This window comes from Gordonia mangrovi, from assembly GCF_024734075.1.
In the GTDB taxonomy this organism is placed as follows: Bacteria; Actinomycetota; Actinomycetes; order Mycobacteriales; family Mycobacteriaceae; genus Gordonia; species Gordonia mangrovi.
On sequence record NZ_CP102850.1, the window covers coordinates 3567446 to 3585566 of the forward strand.

An 18121-nucleotide genomic window follows, 5' to 3' on the forward strand; every position below is an offset into this window, starting at 1 on the left:
CCTCACCAATCGCCGAAGTCGGTCAGTTCGTCGGCCGGTTCACCGGCTGCCGCGTCGGCCAGGTCGCGGGCGACCGAGAGGAATGCCATGGCTGCCGGCGATGGTCGACCCGATCGCAGCACCAGCCCGAATCCGCGGGTCAGCGGCGGGTCGATGCGATACCGAAGTGTGTCCGGCATCTGTTGCTGTGCAACGACATCGGGGACGATGGTGGCACCGGTACCGCGAGCCACCAGGTCCCAGGTGGCCGTGGGATGTGCGCAATCGACCACCACATTGCGACCGTTGTCGGCGATCACGTCCGAGAGCACTGCGGAGGTGCCGGGATCGCCCAGGTCGACCACGAGCGGGATCTGACGAATATCGGCTCGCGGCACCGGTTCCGGCAGGCCGGCGGTGAGACCCGGGGGCACCGCGAGCACGAGTTCCTGGGTACCGAGCGGAACGGCCGTGAACGTTGCATGTTCGGCGGAGGTGTCCATCACTCCGATCTCTGCATCACCTCGGCGGAGTGCGGCGAGCACACCGCTCGGGCCGTCGGCGGCCACGATGCGCGCGGCGAGACGTGGGAAGCGATCCCGGAACACCCGGACGATCTCCACCATCGGATCGATGCTGAAGGCGCTGTGCGTGACGACGTCGACGCGGCCCGACCGGAGTTCGCGGACGGCGTCGACCTTGGCCTTGGCCCGGTCCACGTCGGTCAGGATTCGACGTGCCGCGACGTCGAGTTTGCGGCCCGCCTCGGTCAGTTCGAGGCGTCGACCCGACCGGTCGAACAACGTGACCCCTAGTCGGCGTTCCAACGTCCGGATCGCCTGGGACAGCGACGGTTGCGAGATGTACAGGGACTGGGCTGCCTTCGTGATCCCGCCATGGTCGACCACCGCGACGAAGTAGGTGACCAGATGCAGATCCACAGGCTCATCGTACGGAGGCCGGAGCGCGCAGTGCGCGCTCGGTCATCGTCGAGCGGTCACTTGCCGGTCCAACGGGTGCCCGGCCGCTCCCCTCGGGTCAAGGCCTTGAGGTCCATGTCACCACCGAATTCGCCGACGGCGTCGCCGTCATCACCATCAACCGGCCGGAGGCCAAGAACGCGGTCAACCTCGAGGTGGCCGAAGGCATCGCCGCAGGCGTTCATCGGGGGCTCCCGTCGGGGGTGGTGGAGGCGACAGGTACAGCCAGATGCCAGCGGACCGGCGAGCCCTCGGTCGGAGTGAGCACGCCGCGCTGTTGGAGGACGACGAGATGAGCGTGGGTCTCCCGCATCGCCATCCGGGCGAGATCGGTGCCGAGTTGCTCGAATGGACGCGACCAGGTGACCGACCGAGTGATCTCCCACGCGGTGCTCTCCGGACTCTCGACGACCGCCGTGGTGATCTCTCGCAGTCGCTCTTCGTGGTGTTCGAGAAGGTCCGTGACACGGTCGGCGAGTCCGCGGAACCGGTACTCATGGGACGGGAGTGCCTCGAGGTCGGGGAGCTTCTCGGTGTGGGCGAGGGAGACCAGGTACTGGTCGAGCGGGTTGTGCAACTGGAATGCATTGGTCGACACGTTCGGGCTGATCCGGGGCAGCAGGTGGTCGCCGGTGAAGATGACCCCGGCGTCGTCGTCGGCGAAACAGAGATGGCCGGCCGTGTGTCCGGGCGTCCACAGCGCGCGGACGTTCCACCCCGGCAGGTTCAGCGGCTCGTCGTGTTCGAGTTCGACGTCCATCGGGCGGCCTTTGGGCAGTCGCGCGATGTGCCGGAAGCCGTTGTCGGTGACGTCCGGCGCGCCCAGCGCCTCGAGCTCCCGTTTGGCATTCGAGAGCTGCTGCTCGATCTCGGTGTCGGTGACATGGTGCAGGTGACGGGCATCGTTGCGATGCATCGCGAGCACCGGATCGACGTGCTCGAGCAGGCGCGGCACCAGGCCGAAGTGATCGGGATGCAGATGCGTGATCGAGACGTGCCGCACGTCGGTGATGTCGTGGCCGGTGGCGTGGATGCCGTCGACCAGCGCCTGCCAGGAGTCGTCCGAGGGCCAACCGGTGTCGATCAGGGCGATGCCGTCGGGCAGTGCCAGGACGTAGATCAGGACATAGCGCAGCGGGTTGGGTGCCATCGGGACGGGGATGGACCAGAGTCCCGGGCGGACCTCCTCCACCGGGGGGAGAACCTTCTCGGCCCACGCCTCCCGCTGACGATGTCCGGTGACCTCGATCGTGGTCATCTGCACCTCCAGATCGTCGCGCACAGATAGACAGTTGCGCGCATCAACTTCCATCCGATCACGCGGGCCGAATCCCGGACAAAGTGGGTCCGGCTCACGCTCGATGAGGAACTACCTATGCCGGATCGTCCTCGAGCCCGGACGCTCCGGTTGACGTGGCCGACGTGCTCGGGCGATCGTTGCCCGGTGATCGACAACTCTGCGGGACCGCCACTGGCCGGGATCACCGTCATCGCGCTGGAACAGGCGGTGGCCGCGCCGCTGGCCACCCGCCACCTCGCCGACCTCGGAGCGCGCGTGATCAAGATCGAGCGGGTGGGCGAGGGCGACTTCGCCCGGAACTACGATGACGCGGTCCACGGCCTGGCCTCCCATTTCGTGTGGCTCAACCGCGGCAAGGAGTCGGTGGAGCTGGACCTGAAGACGGAGACCGGACGCGACGTGCTGCGCCGACTGATCGCGCGCGCCGATGTGTTCCTGCAGAACCTGGCACCCGGCGCCGCGGCGCGGCTCGGATTCGGTGCCGAGGAGCTGCGGGCCGAGAATCCCGGTCTGGTCGTCATCGACATGTCGGGATACGGGGACGCCGGTCCCTATCGTGATCGCAAGGCCTACGACATGCTCGTGCAGGCCGAGACCGGTCTGATCTCGGTCACCGGCACCGCCGACGACGCGGCCAAGACCGGAATCCCGACGTCGGACATCGCCGCCGGCATGTACGCGCTGACCTCGGTGCTCAGTGCGCTGGTGCGTCGCGCGATCACCGGCGCGGGCGCCTCGGTGGCGGTGTCGATGTTCGATGCCACCGTCGAATGGATGGGTCATCCGCTGTACATGCGGCTCTACGGTGACCGCCAGACCCCGCGTTCGGGTGTCGGCCACGCGGCGATCGTGCCGTACGACCGGTATCCGACCAGCGACGGCGAGATTCTCATCGGTGTGCAGAATGACCGCGGCTGGCGGGTACTCATCGCCGAGGTGCTGGGTCGACCCGAGCTTGCCGACGACCCGCGCTATGCCACCAACATCGCCCGCGTGCAACGGCGGGCCGAGGTCGACGACCTCGTCGCCGCGGAGACCAAGCGGTTCACCACCGACGAGTTGGACGCAAAGCTGGCCGACGCCGGCGTGCCGGCCGCGGAGATCCGCGACCTGGAGGGTGTGGTCAGCCACCCGCAGCTCGCCGAACGGAACCGATGGCGCGACGTCGGCACCGAGGTGGGCCCGGTCCGCGCGGTGCTGCCCCCGATGACCTTCGCCGACGTCGAACTCCCCATGGGCGACGTCCCCGCGCTCGGCCAACACACCGCCGCCGTCCTCGCGGAGCTGGCCCAGGTCGAGAAGAACGAGCCGTAACCGACAACTCATCGCGCCCAGCATGGACGCCGACAGAACCCGGAAATCCGCCGACAGAACCCAGCGTTGACGCAGAAGTGCGGTAGGTGGCGGGGGCTGGGTTCTGTCGGCGGATTTCCGGGTTCTGTCGGCCTCCGTCAGGTGGGTTGGGCGGGTTGGTTGCGGGGGGTATCGGCGCCGAGGGAGCGGGCCGGACCGGTGGCGTAGTGCTCGCCGTCGAAGGCGGCGGGCAGGCCGGCGGCGAGGTAGCGGCCGATGCCGGGCTGATCGACCTCGGTGAACATCGGGTTGGCGCTCAGGACACCGTCGGCGACCACCTCGTCGAATGTACGATACCGCTGCGACAGGACCGACGAGTTCTGCAGTGCTGCTTCCACTTCCGCAGTGGATCGGGCGGCGAACCAGGGTGCGATCAGGCCGTTGAGCACTGCGCGGTGGGTGAATCGGTCATCCTCGCGACGGAAATCGGCGCCGAGGGCCTTCGCCACGGCGGCAACCGCATCGCCGACGCCGGTGAGGTCCACGAGATCGCGGAAGTGGCGGGGGGTGAGTGCGACGATCATGAACCGGCCGCCGTCCGCGGTGACGAAATCCGTTCCGAACGTGCCGTACACGTCGTTGCCGGTGCCGACGCGGCCGCGGCCGTTGATCTGCGGCTCGGTCAGGTATCCGAGTGTGCCGGCGAGCGACAGCGCGGTGTCCTCGAGCGGCAGGGTGATCTGTGCTCCGGAGCCGGTGCGTTCCCGGCGGCGAACCGCGGCCGAGATCGCCAGCGCGGCATAGAGTCCGCAGGCGACGTCCCACGCCGGGAGAGCGTGGTTCACCGGCTCGGCAATCCCCACCGGCCCGGTGATCTGCGGGAAGCCGAGTCCGGCGTTCACCGTGTAGTCGACGCCCGGCGTGCCGTCGGTACGGCCCAGCAACTCCAGGGTGATCACGTCGGGGCGGAGAGCCGCGAGCGTGTCATGGCTCATCCACGAACGGCCGGCCTGGTTGGTCAGCAGGATGCCGCCGCCGGGCCCCGAGTCGGTGACGAGGCGCTGCACCATCGACTGTCCGGCCTCGCTGCGCAGATCCGCGGTCACCGACCACTTGCCCCGGTTGAGCCCGGTCCAGTAGATCGACTCGCCGTCGGCGGTCACCGGCCACCGATGGACATCGGCGGCGCCGCCGACCGGATCGACCCGGGTCACCTCGGCCCCCAACTGCGACAGGGTGAGACCGGCCAGCGGCGACGCGATGAAACTCGACACCTCGACGATGTGCAGGCCGGATAGCGGACGGTCGTGATCGGTCACGATGAGCCTCCTCGGGTCAGGCCATCAGGGCGCGCAGGCGCCAGTCGAGTACGGGTCGCTCGGCGCCATCGGGGTCGTGGGCGACCACCATCGAGCGCAGTGCGACGATCCCGCCGCCCGAGTCGAGTGCGGCGGCGTCCTCGACGTGCAGTTCGCTGGTGAGGGTGTCGCCCTCGTGAACCGGACCGGTGTGATCACACGACTGCCAGTCCAACACGGTCACGAGGTTGGGTAATGCGCGATTGGCCTGGGCCAGCGCGAGTCCGATCGTGTGGCCGCCGTAGACCAGCCGTCCCTGCCGCCCGACCCGGACGTCATGGTGAGTGGCGGCGATGTTGAGGGTGAGACGGGCGAGCTCCGGTGCGCTCGACACCACATCACCGCTCGAGGCGAAGACAGTACCGACGAGATCGGTGGAGAAGTGCTGTCCGGGAACGGTTTCCCGGAATGCTGCCAGGTCCCACTCGGGCAGCGTGGGCGTCGACGACGCGTCACCGATCTCGTGGAGATCATCGGCGGGCCGGGTGCGGCCGGGATCAACGGAGGCGCTCAGCGGCAGCATCGCGCACCGATGGAAGTCGAGCACTGCGCGTCCGTTCTGATCGGTGGTGATGATGTGCAGCGCAGCCAAGCCCGTCGGCGCCCGACCGGGCTTCGCCGAGTTCTCCCGCAGCCCCACGACCTCGGTGGTGGTGGTGAGCGTGTCGCCGATGTGCGGAAAGCGAAGGAAGCGTAGCCCGCGGTAGAAGAGGTTGGCCTTCACGTGATGGGTGGCCAGCGTGGACTGACCGATGGCCAGGTCGCAGACCAGCCCGGGATGGGCCACCGGCTCCGGCGCTCCGGTCACCCGCCGGGCGAGTGTCGCGTCGAGTGCCAAACGCATCCGATCACCCAGGATGGCCTGATGGGTGGCGGCCAGCCCCGAGGTCAGCGTCACCGACGGTGCGTCGTCGAAACGTTGTCCGACGACGAGCTCGTCGAAGTAGGGCCCGCCGACGGCCACTGGGCCGGTCATACCGGGTTCGCCTTGGCCAGCACTCGGCGCGCCGAGACCGCTAGGGCCTCGTCGAGCATGCGGCCATCGAGTTTCGCGGCGCCGTCGCCACGCGCCGCCGCCTCGTCCAGCGCCGCAAGCACCCGCCGGGCGTCCTCGACGGCCGCCGGCGTGGGGGTGAAGATCGCTTGCGCCGAATCGATCTGGGCGGGATGGATCACCCAGGTGCCGTCGAAGCCCAAGTCGCGTACCCACGTCTTCGCGGACCGGAACGCGTCGTCGTCGGCAATGGTCAGGTGTGGCCCGTCCACCACCGACACCCCGGCGGCGCGGGCGGCGACCAGCACGGCGTCCTGGATCGGATGCCACATCGACTGCGCCACCGGGGCGGGGCGTCCCAATGTCGCGGCGAGATCCGCGTAGCCGATGATCACCGCGTCGAGGCGGTCGGTGGCACAACAGATCTGCGCGATGTCGCGGATACCGATCGGTGTCTCGACCAGGATCTGCAGACGGGCCGGTGCCGGGCCCAGCAGGCGGTCCGCCTCGGTCAGCTGCGCGGGTGACTCGGCCTTGGGGACTACGGCCGCGGCAAGCGTGTCCATGGCGGCACATGCGGTGAGGTCGTCGGCGAACCACTCGGAGTCGAAGGCGTTGATGCGGATGGACACCGGACGGTGCGCGCCGAACTCGGCGACCAGTGCGGCGGCCGCGGTCCGGGCCGATGCCTTGTTGTCGGGGGTCACCGCGTCCTCGAGATCCAGCACGACCTCGTCGGCTGCCGACCCCAGCGCTTTGCGCGCCTTGCGCGCGTCGGAGGCGGGCGCGACGAGAACCGCTCGTCGTCTGGCTGTGTTCATCGAGAGCCTCGATCCATCGGGTGTCGATCAGTGGGAACTGATCAACCGTTTCACAAATGTGCGGCCAAATCAGCTTTCCCATGACTCTTACCAGATCTCGATGTCGCTTGTGAAGTCGAGATGTGCGGGTTGACAGGCGATGGAAGCTGTGGAAGAAATGGCCGTACAAATGTTGTGCGTTATGCCCGGACTCGATGAGGTGAATATGGGCAGCTTGAATTCGGAGGAGTCGTTCCTGGTCGAGACGGTGCGCGCGTTCATCGATCGGGACGTCAAGCCGACCGTGCAGGAGGTCGAGCACGCGAACGAGTACCCGGAGCGCTGGATCGAGCAGATGAAGCAGATCGGCATCTACGGTCTCGCGGTGCCCGAGGAATACGGCGGGTCGCCGGTCTCGATGCCCTGCTATGCGCAGGTCACCCAGGAACTGGCGCGGGGCTGGATGAGTCTCGCCGGGGCGATGGGCGGTCACACCGTGGTGGCCAAGTTGCTGACGCTGTTCGGCACCGAAGAGCAGAAGCAGAACTACCTGCCCCGGCTGGCCACCGGCGAGATGCGCGCGACGATGGCGTTGACCGAGCCGGGCGGGGGCTCGGACCTGCAGAACATGTCGACCGCCGCCATGCCGGACGGTGAGGACCTGGTGATCTCCGGATCGAAGACGTGGATCTCCAACGCCCGCCGATCCGGCCTGATCGCCCTGCTGTGCAAGACCGATCCGGCCGCCGAGCCCCGCCACCGCGGGATCTCGATCGTGCTGTGCGAGTACGGCCCCGGGCTGACCGTGTCGCGTGATCTCCCGAAGCTCGGATACAAGGGCGTGGAAACCTGCGAGCTGTCCTTCGACGGCTACCGCGTGCCCACGTCGGCGATCCTCGGCGCGACGCCGGGTAAGGGCTTCGGACAGATGATGAAGGGCTTGGAGACGGGCCGCATCCAGGTTGCGTGCCGCGCCCTCGGCGTGGCGACCGCCGCGCTCGAGGATTCGCTGGCCTACGCCCAGCAGCGGGAGTCCTTCGGCCAACCGATCTGGAAACACCAATCCATCGGCAACTACCTCGCCGACATGGCGACCAAACTGACCGCCGCGCGACAACTGACCTGGCATGCCGCCGAGCAGTACGACAAGGGCGAACGCTGCGACATGGAAGCGGGTATGGCCAAGCTCTACGCATCCGAGGTGGCCATGGAGATCGCACTCAACGCGGTGCGGATTCACGGCGGATACGGCTATTCGACCGAGTTCGACGTCGAACGCTACTTCCGCGACGCCCCGCTGATGATCGTGGGTGAGGGCACAAACGAGATCCAGCGCAATGTGATAGCCGCCCAACTCGTTGCCCGAGGCGGCCTCTGACGACCGATAGGATCACCCCGATGACCTCACGTGATCTCGCCGAACCGGCCTACCGGGCGCTCGCCGCGACATTGCGTGCGCGGATCGCCGAGGGGCGCTATCGCGGCGGGGTGCGCCTGCCCACCGAATCCGAACTCTCCGACGAGTTCGGACTGAGCAGGCAGACCGTTCGACGCGCGTTCCAGGATCTGGTGTCCGAGGGGGCGGTCTATCGGGTGCCCGGCCGTGGCACCTTCGCCACGGAGGGGGCCGGGCGCTATCTGCGGCAGCTCGGTTCCATCGAGGATCTGATGAACCTGTCGGCCGACACCACGATGGAGGTCGTGTCGGCGCCGCGGCGACAGGTCGACCTGGACGCGGCCGGCCGGCTCCGTCTCGACACCGACCTGGTCCATCGCTTGACCTTTCGGCGATTTCACGACAGTCTTCCGTTCGTGTCGACCACGGTGTGGTGGCCGGACTGGGTGGGACGACTCGTGGCCGATCGTGACGATCTCGCCGAAGGGGCCGTCGGCACCCACACGATGATCGGACTGTTGGAGCCGCTGCTGCCACGCCCGATCACCGAGGCCGCGCAGTCGATCACGGTCGGATCGGCCGACGCCACGGTGGCCGAACACCTGCACTGTGCGGAGGGACATGCGATGCTGCGCGTCGATCGGCTCTACAGCGACGCCGACGGACACGCGGTGGAGTTGGCGATCAGCCACTTCCTGCCCGAGCACTACACCTACCGCGTCACCCTGCGTCGCGGCGCGGGTCACTAGCATTGACCCATCATGGGTACAGCGGCGTCCGATCGGGCAGATGATGCGGTGACGCGCGTCGCCTCCGCGGTCGTGGTGCCGGTCGTCGCGGTGGCCGCGCACGGGATGGGTGCCGGCGGGCTCCCGACGACGGGCGGGATGCTGCTCACCGTCGGCATCGGTGCGCTCGCGGCGCTGGGATTGCGCAGTCCACGCCGACGATCGGTGCGCGGCGCGACGCTGTCCGCAGCCGGCGTCCTCAGTGCCGCGCAAGTGGTCGCACACCTCGCGATGTCGGTGGGGGCCGCACCTGCGTCGATGCACGTCCACCACGGCGGCCTGCTGCCGATGGCCCTCACCCACGCCGTCGCGATACCGGTCAGCGCCGTGCTCATCGTCGCGGCGGCCGGGCTGCTGGCAGCCCTGACCTCGACGATCCGCACCCTCGCAGGTCCGCCCATCGTGGCCGCGTCCGTCGCTTCACGCGTCGAATGGGTGGCTCCCACCCTGCGCACCGTGGCCCTCGCCGGCGGTGGCGGGATGCGCGGTCCTCCGGTTCGGGTCTGAACTCCGACCACCACCGTCGGCACGTCCGGCCATCGGCGCACGCCGGTCGCCGTCTGCCACGAGCCGACCTGCTCACCAGGGCATGCTCGCGTGCCCACCCGACAGAAAGACCCATTTCATGACCCACCGAGTTCTCCGCCGGTGTGCGGCGACCGTCGCGGCCGTCGCGCTGGCCGCCACCGGAATGCTCGTCGGCGTCGGCGCCGCATCAGCACATGTCAGCGCCTCGGCGCCCACCCTCACCCAGGGCGGTTACGGCGTGGTGACCTTCGTGGTCCCCAACGAGTCGGACACCGCCGCCACCACCGAGCTGACCGTGACCCTGCCCAACCTGAAATCCGCGCGGCCCGAAGTGATGTCCGGATGGCGATCAAACGTCACCACGGATCCCGCGACCGAGGAGGTCACGTCGATCACCTGGACCGCGCTGCCGGGCACACCGGGGGTGCCGGTCGGCGAGTTCGCACAGTTCCGCATCTCCGGTGGTCCCTTCCCCGAGGAGGAGACGGTCATGCTGCCCGCGACGCAGACCTACGGCGACGGCGAGACGGTGGACTGGACACAGCCGATGGGTGCCGACGGGGAGGAGCCCGAGCATCCCGCGCCGACCGTGACGTTGCCGGCGGCCGACCCCGACGCCGGCCACCACGGCGCAACCACCGGGTCGGCGACAGACGACTCCGCGACGACCCAGGCAGCAGCGGCGCAGGACTCCACCGACGACGCCGCGCGGTGGCTCGGCGGCATCGGACTCGCGCTCGGCGCGCTCGGCGCGGTGGTCGGGGTGGCGGCATTGACCCGCTCGGGGCGGCGGACCAACCGGGGCGGGGAGAAAGGGAACAGTGATGACAATGCGTGATCGTCGACTGATCCCGGCCACTCTCGCGCTGATGATGGGGGTGCTGCTCATCGGCACCGTACTGGCGCCGATGGCCGCCGCGCATTCGCAGGTCGTGTCGTCGGACCCCGATGACGGGGCCACCGTGCGCAGCGGCCCGCAGCGGGTGACGGTCACCTTCAACGAACCGTTGCAGGAGTCGTTCGCGGTACTCACCGTGGTGGGTCCGGACGGGCGCTACTGGCAGGAGGGCGACCCGACGGTCACCGGATCCGAACTGAGTGTCGCGGTGCGGGAACTGGGCCCGGCGGGCACCTACACGCTCAACTATCGGGTGACCTCCGCCGACGGGCACCCCGTCGAGGGCCAGCGCAGCTTCGACCTGACGGTCGCCGGGAGCGGTACGCCCGGCCCGGTCGCCGACACCGCGGCCGACTCCGACGACGGCGGCCCGCCGTTGTGGCCGTTCATCGTGGTGGCGGTGGTGGTGCTCGTCGGGGGACTCGGCATCGTGCTGCTGCTCTCGCGGCGGTCGGGCCGCCGGTCGTCCTGACCGACGAGCGGTGACCTCGACGGCGGGCAGTGTCCCGCAGGAACACCAGCGGCTGCGCGTCGCGGCGATCTTCGCCGCGCTGACGGCGATGTTCGCCGGACTCGGGCTGTGCTGGTTGCTCGCCGCGCCCGACGGGCCGGAGGCGACCGCGGTGCCCGGAGTTCTGGGACTGGCCGCCGCGGTTCTACTGGTGGGGCTCGGCGCGCTGCCCGTCCTCGGTCTCGAGCCGTCGCCGGTGGCGGTGGGGAGCGCCGGCGCGGCCTGGTTCGTCGGTGTCGCGCTGACCGCGTGGATGCGGACTGCCGACCAGACCGGTCTCGCACCGACCGCCGTGGGGCTCGGCCAGTTCGTCGACACCCTCCGCGCCGGAGCGCCGGAACTCGTCACCCTCCTCGCGTCGTGTGCGGTGGTCGTGCTGGTGTGCGTGCACCTGTTCGGACGTGCCGATCCCCCCGCGGCGGCCTACGCGATCCTCGCGGCGATCGGCGTGCTGGCGACGTCGATCACCGGTCACCCCGGGCAACACTCGATCGGTCCGGTGCTGATCGGCGCGCACGCGTTGGCCGCCGCCTGGTGGTGCGGGACGCTGGCCGCGATGATCCTCGTCGTGCGCGGGCGCCGTGGATGGGCGGTCGCACTGCCGGAATTCTCCGCCCGGGCCCTGTGGGCCGTCGCGGTCATCGCCGCCACCGGTGTCGTCAGCGGATTGCTGGACACCGGCGTCGGCGACCTCCTCGACACGGGATACGGACGCATCCTGCTGGCCAAGGCGGCGGGTCTCACCGTCCTCGTCGCGTTCGGCGTCCACGCGCGGCGACGCTGGGTACCGCAGGCCGGCCGTCATCGGCTCGCCGAGACGGCCTCGCTGCGTTACGCGTTCGCCGAACTCGTCGTGATGGGCTCGGTACTCGGGCTCGCGGTGGGGCTCGCGGGCACCGCACCCTGATCGGCGACGCCCACCTCCTTGGCCAACAGGTCGAGCTCGGTGCGCATCTCCGCGACGAGCTGCCACACGTCGGGGACCAGCTCGCGGTCGGCGGTGAACGCGAAGTCCAGCTGATCCTCGTAACTGAGCAACGTGAGACTCAGCCCCACCCCTTCGATGAGGACGTTCACCGGATGCTGGGACACCACCCGGGCGCCGGCACAGTAGAGCGGCTTCGGAGATCCGGGGATGTTGGAGATGGTGACGTTGAACGGCGGTCGGATCCAGCCGGCACCGGTGGTCGCGGAGATCATCCGGGCGGTGCGCCCGAACAGTGCCGGCGGGACCGTGTGGTTCGCATCGCGCAGCAGCTGCGCAGGTATCGCGCGATGACGTTCCTTGGCCGACCGCATGACATGCCCGGTCCGCTCCAGCCGGGCCCGGGCGTCGGGTTCGTCGGTCGGGATGGTGACGATCATCGATGAGATCTGGTTCCCGTACGTGTTGCCCTGCGCCGGATCCTTGGTCCGCACCGAGACGGGCACCATCGCGACCAGCGCAGTGTTCGGATCGTCGCCGCGCGCGGCCATCCGTCGCCGCAGGGCGCCTGCGCACAGCGCGACCACGATGTCGTTCACGGTGGCACCGGGCAGCGCGTCCTTGACGGCCCGCACCGTCGTCAACGGCAGTGTGCCGTAGGCGAACCGACGGTGTGGCGAGATCCGGCCACCGAACGATGTCTTGGGTGCGCGGCTCACCGTGGGGCGCTCCAATGTGCGTCCGTCTCGGTTGCGGGTGGCGATCCGGGCCGCGCGATCCGCGGCGGCGGACAGCAGTTCGGTGCCCGGCAGGTTGCGCATCGTCGGCAGCTGATCGATGTGGCGCAGGGTCGCCGGCAGTGCGCGCATCATTCGGATCGGTTGCATCGGGAGTGCCGCGAACGCCCGCGCCAACAATTCGAGATCGCCGGGCTCGTGCCCGACCGAGCCCTTCTCGTCTGCGACGACCTCGCGTGGGAGGGGCCGCGGTGTCGGCTCCAGCAGTGCGCTGAGCAGTTCGATGCCCGAGACGCCGTCGATCGCGGCGTGGTGCAACTTCGTGAGCATCGCGACACGGCCGTCCTCGACACCGTGGATCACGTGGATCTCCCACAGTGGACGTGCCCGATCGAGACATCCCTGAAGGTTTGATGTCAAGCCGCGGCGGGGGTTTGGTCCTTCCATGCGGTGGCGGGGTCGTAGGGGATACCGCGGGCCAGGCAGCCATGGAGTATGCCGACGAGGCGGTTGGCGAGTTGGCGTAGCGCGGCGTTGTGGTCGACGTCTCGGGCTCGTTGTTTGCGGTAGTAGGCGCGGGCGCCGTCGTCGTGCATGAAGGCTCCGTGGGCCTGGGCCATCAGGGCGTCGACGAGTCGGTCGTTGTGGACGTAGCGGGCGGAGACGATCCGCGATTTGCCCGACTGTTTCGTGATGGGGCTGGTGCCCGCCGCGTTGCGGCGGGCTTTGCTGTTGCGGAAACGTAACGGGTCGTCCCCGAACTCGGCGAGCACCCGGGGTCCCACGGTCGGCCCCATGCCGGGCTGGCTGAGGTAGATCTCATGGTCCGGGTGCTGGGAAAAATGGGCATCGACCTCGCCGGCGAGCTCGTCGATCTGCTCGATCACCACACCCAGCACCGCCACCGAGGCGCGCACCGAGGCCGCGTAGGCGTCGGTGACCCGATCAGGTTGGCCGAGGTGCTGTCCGCGTAGGATCTGTTGTATCTCAACAGCTTTGGTGTCTTTGTTGCGGCGACCCTTGAGGAGGGGCAGGATCTGGCTTTTGGTCAGCTTCGCCGCCCGCGCCGGGGTCGGCGCCTTGGTCAGCAAGCCCAGGATCGGCCGGCTCGTCAATTCCAGATCCAACGCCGAACACACCAGCAGGATCGCCGGGAAGTACTCGCGCAGCGCCGCACGCACCCGCAGCATGTGGCGCGTGCGTTCCCAGATCATCGTCTGATGCGCGCGGGCCACCACCTTGACCGCGTCCGCGATCTCGGAGTCCCCACCACTTTCCCGCAACTGGTGGCGACGACTCCGCAGCATCTCGGCCAGCGCATGCGCATCACCCTTGTCGCTCTTGGCGCCCGAACTGACCACGATCTCGCGGTAGCGATGGGCCTGTTTGGGATCGACTCCAAATACCCGATACCCCGCAGCGATCAACGCGTTGACCCACGGACCGCGATCGATCTCGATACACACCAGCACCTGGTCAGGCTGATCGCCCTCGTCGAGGAAGGTCGCCGCGATCTCCCCGAACCTCTCGATCCCGGCGATCCCCTCAGGCAACCGCGCCCGCCGCAACACCTGCCCACGCTCGTCTTGAAACTCGACATCGTGGTGGTCTTCGGCCCAATCATCCCCGACGAACAACACTGCCACTGCCGGTGCCTCCTCACAGCTACCAAGCCGTCGATTGTTCAACACGGCAGCTGGCCGGAGGACCCTCGCGAACTAATGGTTCAGTGCTCACACCCCGAAACCACATCGGAGCCGGCACGACATCCCAGCAGCAATCACACCCTCTTGGCCGACCACCAGGGGCACGGTCTCGATCCAGAACTCGCCATCAACGGTTCCGTAGGCACGAGTGCTCACCCAGCAGCAGCCACCAACACCAAGTCTGACCCAAACTCACGACCAGACCCAGTAGCTCCCATTAGTGGGCGAGAAGCGATCTGACCGACGGCCTCCGACAGCTGGGCGGCGGTGCCCGGGGCAGGCAGCGCCGTCTCCCAGATGTGCGAATCGATGTCGAAGGAGTGATCCTCCACGAACACCGGGTAGTCGAGGCCGAACGGCACCTCCCGGACCCGCCACCGGAACGGTGACAGCTCATCGATGCGGGCGGCGATCTGGTCGGCGATCAGCGCGGCGGTCACCGGGTCACCGTCGACGGTCGTGTTCTCCAGGATGGTGAGCTGGCAGACGTGGGAATGGGTGCGGCCGTCCTCGATGGCGAGGAACTGGGCGTCGACGCTGCTGAGTCGTCTCATCGGGTGGCTCCTTCGGCGTGCATATCGGCGGTGACCTTCTGCATCAGTTGCAGTTCGGTGTGGAACGCGCAGGCGAGACCGTCCAGGTCGTCGACGATCTCGCGGTCACCGACCAGGCCGATCTGCAGCCGGTCGAAGTAACTGAAGACCGTGATGTTCAGTCCGAGACTGTCGCTGATCGTGGAGATCGGGAAGTTCTCGCGGACCGCCCGGCCGGCGAAGAAGAGCTGATTGCGGGGTCCGGGCACGTTCGAGATGACCAGGTTCGCCGCCGGCGCGAACGAATCGCTGGAGGCCAGCCGGGTGACCGTGCGGGTGGCCTGGCCGAACAGCATCGGTGGGACGAGGTCGTTCACGTCGCGCATCAGCGTGGTCGGCACCGTGTTGTGCCGATTCTTCGCCTCCAGCATGCCCCGACGGCAGCGGCGCAGCCGGACGAGAAGATTCGGCTCGTCGGTGGGCAGCGCGGTGACCATAGACGCCACGCTGTTGCCGTAGGCGCCGGCCTCGCGTTCGGTGCGTACCGACACCGGGATGACCGCCACCAGCGGCTGGTCGGGCAATGCGCCGAGTCGTTCCAGCCACCGTCGCACGGCGCCGGTGGACAAGGCGACGACGACATCGTTGATGGTGCAGTCGAGCGCGCGTTTGAGCTCCTTGACGTCCTCGAGGGGGACGCTGGTCAGCGCCACCTGGCGATGCGAGGTGATCTTGCCGTTGAGCCGTAGCCGCGGCGCGGTCACCGAGGGCGCCGGTGGGGCCACCGACTCGATCCGCCCGAGCTTGGCGATCCCCCGCACCATCCGGCCGACCGGACGAATGCCGGGGATCGAGCGTAGGACCGCCACGTGATCGAGATTGGTGAGCATCCGCCCGGCAGCGCCGACGGTGCCGAGCTGTCGTCGTGGTTCGGCGATGACGCCGCGCGCGAGCATCCCGACCTGGCTCGGGGCCTGTTCGGCCCGGTGGCGGGGTGCCGGCGCGATCCTGCGTCCGGCGGGCGAATCGTCGAGCAGCGTGCTCATCACCTCGGCCGCCGAGACGCCGTCCACTGCGGCGTGGTGCAGCTTGGTGAGGACCGCGACGCCGCCGTCGGCGAGTCCGTGGATCAGGTACATCTCCCAGAGCGGTCGCGATCGGTCCATCGGATGCGCGGACAGGCGGGCTACCTGACTCTCGAGGGCGGCGCGGTCGCCCGGCGCCACGAGTGCCAGTTCGCGGATGTGGAAGTCGAGGTCGACGTCGCCGTCCACCCAATAGGGGTGACCGAGTCCGAACGGAACCTCGGCCAGACGCCAGCGCAGCGGTGGCAGCAGGTGCAGGCGTTCGGCGACGTGATCGGCGAGGTCGTCGCGGGTCAGGGGTGCGGCGTCGTCGTCGGGCCGCTCGAGGATGACGAGGCTTGACAGGTTGGTGACGGTTCGGCCGTCCTCGGCGGCGAGGAAGAAGTTGTCGAGGCTGGTCAGGGCGCGCATGTGGGGGGAGACTTTCTCGGACGTTCGCGGGAGAGGGTGCGTTCGGGGCGCAACACGGCAGCGGGGGAGGCCGCCTCACAGCGCCCACGGACACCACCGACCGGTGGGGGCGGTCGGTGGTGTCCGTTGGCGGTCACAGTGACGGGTCGACGATGATCTTCGCGTCGTGCGGGTTGTTCGCCAGACGCTCGAATGCGTCCGCGATCCCGTCGAGTCCGACCGTGCCGGTGAGCAACGGTGCGGCATCGATCTTCCCGGCCGCCAGGAGCGCGAAGGTCTCCGCGAATTCCTGCGGCGTGTAGTACGCCGAGAACTTGAGTGCGATCTCCTTCATCATGCACTGGGCAGGCATGAAGGCATCGGACTCCATGTTCACGCCGACGACCACGATGGTCGATCCGGCCGGTACGCCGGAGATGATCTGCTGGATCAGGTTGGGCACACCGACGCACTCGAAGGCGACGGTTCGACGGAACGGCATCTGACCGAGCATTCCGGTCGGCGGGGCCATCCGGGCGGGGTCGTCGGTGGCGGCCGCGGCGATGAACGCCTCGTAGGGCGAGCTCTGGGCGGGATCGACCACCACGTCGGCGCCGAGACGCTGTGCCAGTTCACGGCGTTCCGGAGAGAAGTCCGCGGCGACGATCGGTCCGATGCCCTTCATCTTCAGGACGGCGATGATGGCGAGCCCGATCGGACCACAGCCGACGACCAGCGGGACGTCATCGGCGCCCAGCCCGGCGTGTCCGACCGCGCGGTAGGCGACCGCCATCGGCTCGGTCAATGCCGCGAGCTCGGTGGACATCTCGTCCGGGACCTCGATCAGCAGGGGCTCCGACAGCAGCATCTTCTCGGCGTATGCGCCCGGCGCGTCCGGACCCTGGAAGCCGAGGAACACGGGCGCCTCGCGGGCCAGGATCGGCATGGACACGACTCGCCGGCCGACCGGAATCTTCTGATCGGTGTTCGGACCGTACGAAGCGACCCGTCCGACGAACTCGTGGCCGAACACCAGCGGCTTGGACAGGTCCATCATCTCGAAGCCGACCACTGCCTTCGTCGTGGCGTTCAGGTCTTCGCCATGATGCATGGCGTGCAGGTCCGAGCCGCAGATGCCGCAGGCGAGCACATCGACGAGAACCTCGCCCGGGCCCGGAGTGGGCTCCGGCACCTCGGCGACGCGCAACTTCTCGTCCTGCATCAACACGGCGCGCATCAGATGGTCTCCACGGTGTAGCCGGCATAGCCGCCGGTGATGTAGTTGACCGGTCCCAGACCCTGAGCCTCGGACAGGGTGCCGGTGAGGTGCTGGATCAGTGCGGCGTCGAGGATGGAGTGGAACGTGCCGTCCTCGCTGAAGTTGATGTTGGCGCCGGTGATCGAGAAGAACACGACGGTGTCCTCGGTGTTGGACTCGGGGCAGACGAAGGTGTGGGCCGAGGCGCCGGGCTCGTAGAGGTAGGAGCCGGCGGTCTGCGGCTGATCCGGATACTCCTCGTAGTGCCAGCTGCCGCTCAGGGTGTACCCGTCGACGGTGCCGGTGTGGTAGTGCAGCGGTACGCGGGCGCCGGGGGCGAAGGTGGCCAGCACGACCCACTCGCCCTTCTCCAGGTCGAGGCGCAGCGGCTTGAAGTGCACGCCGGGGCCGAGGGAGTCCTTGATCAGGGGGCTGTTCTCCACGTTGACGGTGAGCAGCTCGCCCTGCGGCAGCGCCACGACGGGCAGCATGGCGCCGGACGAGGTGGAGACCGGGCCGACGGGGGTGATTGTGGTGGTGGGTGCAGACATTGTGGTGTTCCTTTCACCGCTGGTTGGGCTGTGATGAACACCATGCCAAGCGTGCGGATGTATTCCTTGACATGAGGCGACAGTCTTTTGACCCCAGGGGACAAGAATGTG

General features: G+C 68.5%; 19 protein-coding genes. 7 read left to right on the forward strand and 12 right to left on the reverse strand.

What is annotated here, in order from left to right; genetic code table 11:
• Positions 1 to 2 precede the first annotated feature (2 nt).
• The 3 genes from NWF22_RS16135 to NWF22_RS16145 are packed head-to-tail and all read right to left on the reverse strand — an operon-like array spanning position 3 to position 2217.
• A complete protein-coding gene (locus NWF22_RS16135; RefSeq protein ID WP_160904608.1) occupies positions 3 to 920 on the reverse strand; it encodes a LysR family transcriptional regulator in 918 nt (305 codons plus the stop codon).
• A 56-nt stretch (positions 921 to 976) separates the two neighbouring features.
• Positions 977 to 1144: a hypothetical protein gene (locus tag NWF22_RS16140; RefSeq protein ID WP_202399135.1), complete on the reverse strand. Its 168-nt coding sequence runs from the start codon at positions 1142 to 1144 to the stop codon at positions 977 to 979.
• Complete coding sequence (locus NWF22_RS16145; RefSeq protein ID WP_160904617.1) at positions 1141 to 2217, reverse strand: MBL fold metallo-hydrolase; 1077 nt, start codon at positions 2215 to 2217, stop codon at positions 1141 to 1143. The genes NWF22_RS16140 and NWF22_RS16145 overlap by 4 nt, the downstream gene beginning before the upstream one ends.
• Positions 2218 to 2406: 189 nt before the next feature.
• On the opposite strand from NWF22_RS16145, the gene NWF22_RS16150 reads away from it, so the two are divergent.
• The gene (locus NWF22_RS16150; RefSeq protein WP_258321437.1) at positions 2407 to 3573 is read left to right on the forward strand and encodes a CaiB/BaiF CoA transferase family protein; all 1167 of its coding nucleotides are present in this window, start codon (positions 2407 to 2409) and stop codon (positions 3571 to 3573) included.
• 137 nt (positions 3574 to 3710) lie between these two features.
• Here NWF22_RS16150 and NWF22_RS16155 read toward each other — a convergent pair whose 3' ends face one another.
• From NWF22_RS16155 to NWF22_RS16165, 3 genes are read right to left on the reverse strand one after another with little or no spacing between them, the layout of a single operon-like run.
• Positions 3711 to 4874 (reverse strand): CoA transferase, encoded by a 1164-nt coding sequence (locus NWF22_RS16155; protein WP_373692016.1) that lies wholly within the window; start codon positions 4872 to 4874, stop codon positions 3711 to 3713.
• A gap of 13 nt (positions 4875 to 4887) precedes the next feature.
• On the reverse strand, positions 4888 to 5886 hold the full coding sequence (locus NWF22_RS16160; RefSeq protein ID WP_160904605.1) for a MaoC family dehydratase: 999 nt from the start codon (positions 5884 to 5886) through the stop codon (positions 4888 to 4890).
• Positions 5883 to 6725, reverse strand: a complete 843-nt coding sequence (locus NWF22_RS16165) for an HpcH/HpaI aldolase/citrate lyase family protein (protein ID WP_160904604.1) — start codon at positions 6723 to 6725, stop codon at positions 5883 to 5885. The genes NWF22_RS16160 and NWF22_RS16165 overlap by 4 nt, the downstream gene beginning before the upstream one ends.
• A gap of 205 nt (positions 6726 to 6930) precedes the next feature.
• On the opposite strand from NWF22_RS16165, the gene NWF22_RS16170 reads away from it, so the two are divergent.
• The 6 genes from NWF22_RS16170 to NWF22_RS16195 all read left to right on the forward strand — a co-directional run bounded on the left by NWF22_RS16170 (position 6931) and on the right by NWF22_RS16195 (position 11732).
• Positions 6931 to 8082 (forward strand): acyl-CoA dehydrogenase family protein, encoded by a 1152-nt coding sequence (locus NWF22_RS16170; RefSeq protein ID WP_160904603.1) that lies wholly within the window; start codon positions 6931 to 6933, stop codon positions 8080 to 8082.
• A 20-nt stretch (positions 8083 to 8102) separates the two neighbouring features.
• Complete coding sequence (locus tag NWF22_RS16175; protein ID WP_160904602.1) at positions 8103 to 8849, forward strand: GntR family transcriptional regulator; 747 nt, start codon at positions 8103 to 8105, stop codon at positions 8847 to 8849.
• A 12-nt stretch (positions 8850 to 8861) separates the two neighbouring features.
• The gene (locus NWF22_RS16180) at positions 8862 to 9395 is read left to right on the forward strand and encodes a YtxH domain-containing protein (protein ID WP_160904601.1); all 534 of its coding nucleotides are present in this window, start codon (positions 8862 to 8864) and stop codon (positions 9393 to 9395) included.
• Between the two features lie 118 nt (positions 9396 to 9513).
• Positions 9514 to 10254: a YcnI family protein gene (locus tag NWF22_RS16185; RefSeq protein WP_160904600.1), complete on the forward strand. Its 741-nt coding sequence runs from the start codon at positions 9514 to 9516 to the stop codon at positions 10252 to 10254.
• Positions 10247 to 10786, forward strand: a complete 540-nt coding sequence (locus NWF22_RS16190) for a copper resistance CopC family protein (protein ID WP_160904599.1) — start codon at positions 10247 to 10249, stop codon at positions 10784 to 10786. The genes NWF22_RS16185 and NWF22_RS16190 overlap by 8 nt, the downstream gene beginning before the upstream one ends.
• Positions 10787 to 10796: 10 nt before the next feature.
• Positions 10797 to 11732 carry a CopD family protein gene (locus NWF22_RS16195; protein ID WP_258321172.1) on the forward strand — a complete coding sequence of 312 codons (936 nt, stop codon included), beginning with the start codon at positions 10797 to 10799 and terminating at the stop codon, positions 11730 to 11732.
• Here the strand turns inward: NWF22_RS16195 and NWF22_RS16200 are convergent.
• The 6 genes from NWF22_RS16200 to NWF22_RS16225 all read right to left on the reverse strand — a co-directional run bounded on the left by NWF22_RS16200 (position 11657) and on the right by NWF22_RS16225 (position 18010).
• Positions 11657 to 12850, reverse strand: a complete 1194-nt coding sequence (locus tag NWF22_RS16200) for a WS/DGAT domain-containing protein (protein WP_258321173.1) — start codon at positions 12848 to 12850, stop codon at positions 11657 to 11659. The two genes, NWF22_RS16195 and NWF22_RS16200, sit on opposite strands and share 76 nt — an antisense overlap.
• A gap of 53 nt (positions 12851 to 12903) precedes the next feature.
• Positions 12904 to 14127 carry an IS110 family RNA-guided transposase gene (locus tag NWF22_RS16205; protein ID WP_373692009.1) on the reverse strand — a complete coding sequence of 408 codons (1224 nt, stop codon included), beginning with the start codon at positions 14125 to 14127 and terminating at the stop codon, positions 12904 to 12906.
• Between the two features lie 218 nt (positions 14128 to 14345).
• Entirely contained in the window at positions 14346 to 14747 is a 402-nt protein-coding gene (locus NWF22_RS16210) for a wax ester/triacylglycerol synthase domain-containing protein (RefSeq protein ID WP_233752070.1), read from the reverse strand.
• Positions 14744 to 16222, reverse strand: a complete 1479-nt coding sequence (locus tag NWF22_RS16215) for a WS/DGAT/MGAT family O-acyltransferase (RefSeq protein WP_160904420.1) — start codon at positions 16220 to 16222, stop codon at positions 14744 to 14746. The genes NWF22_RS16210 and NWF22_RS16215 overlap by 4 nt, the downstream gene beginning before the upstream one ends.
• A gap of 133 nt (positions 16223 to 16355) precedes the next feature.
• Positions 16356 to 17438, reverse strand: coding sequence for a zinc-binding dehydrogenase (locus NWF22_RS16220; RefSeq protein ID WP_160904419.1), 1083 nt, complete (start codon positions 17436 to 17438; stop codon positions 16356 to 16358).
• A complete protein-coding gene (locus NWF22_RS16225; RefSeq protein ID WP_160904418.1) occupies positions 17438 to 18010 on the reverse strand; it encodes a 2,4'-dihydroxyacetophenone dioxygenase family protein in 573 nt (190 codons plus the stop codon). Before NWF22_RS16225 ends, NWF22_RS16220 begins: the two co-directional genes overlap by 1 nt.
• Positions 18011 to 18121 lie beyond the last annotated feature (111 nt).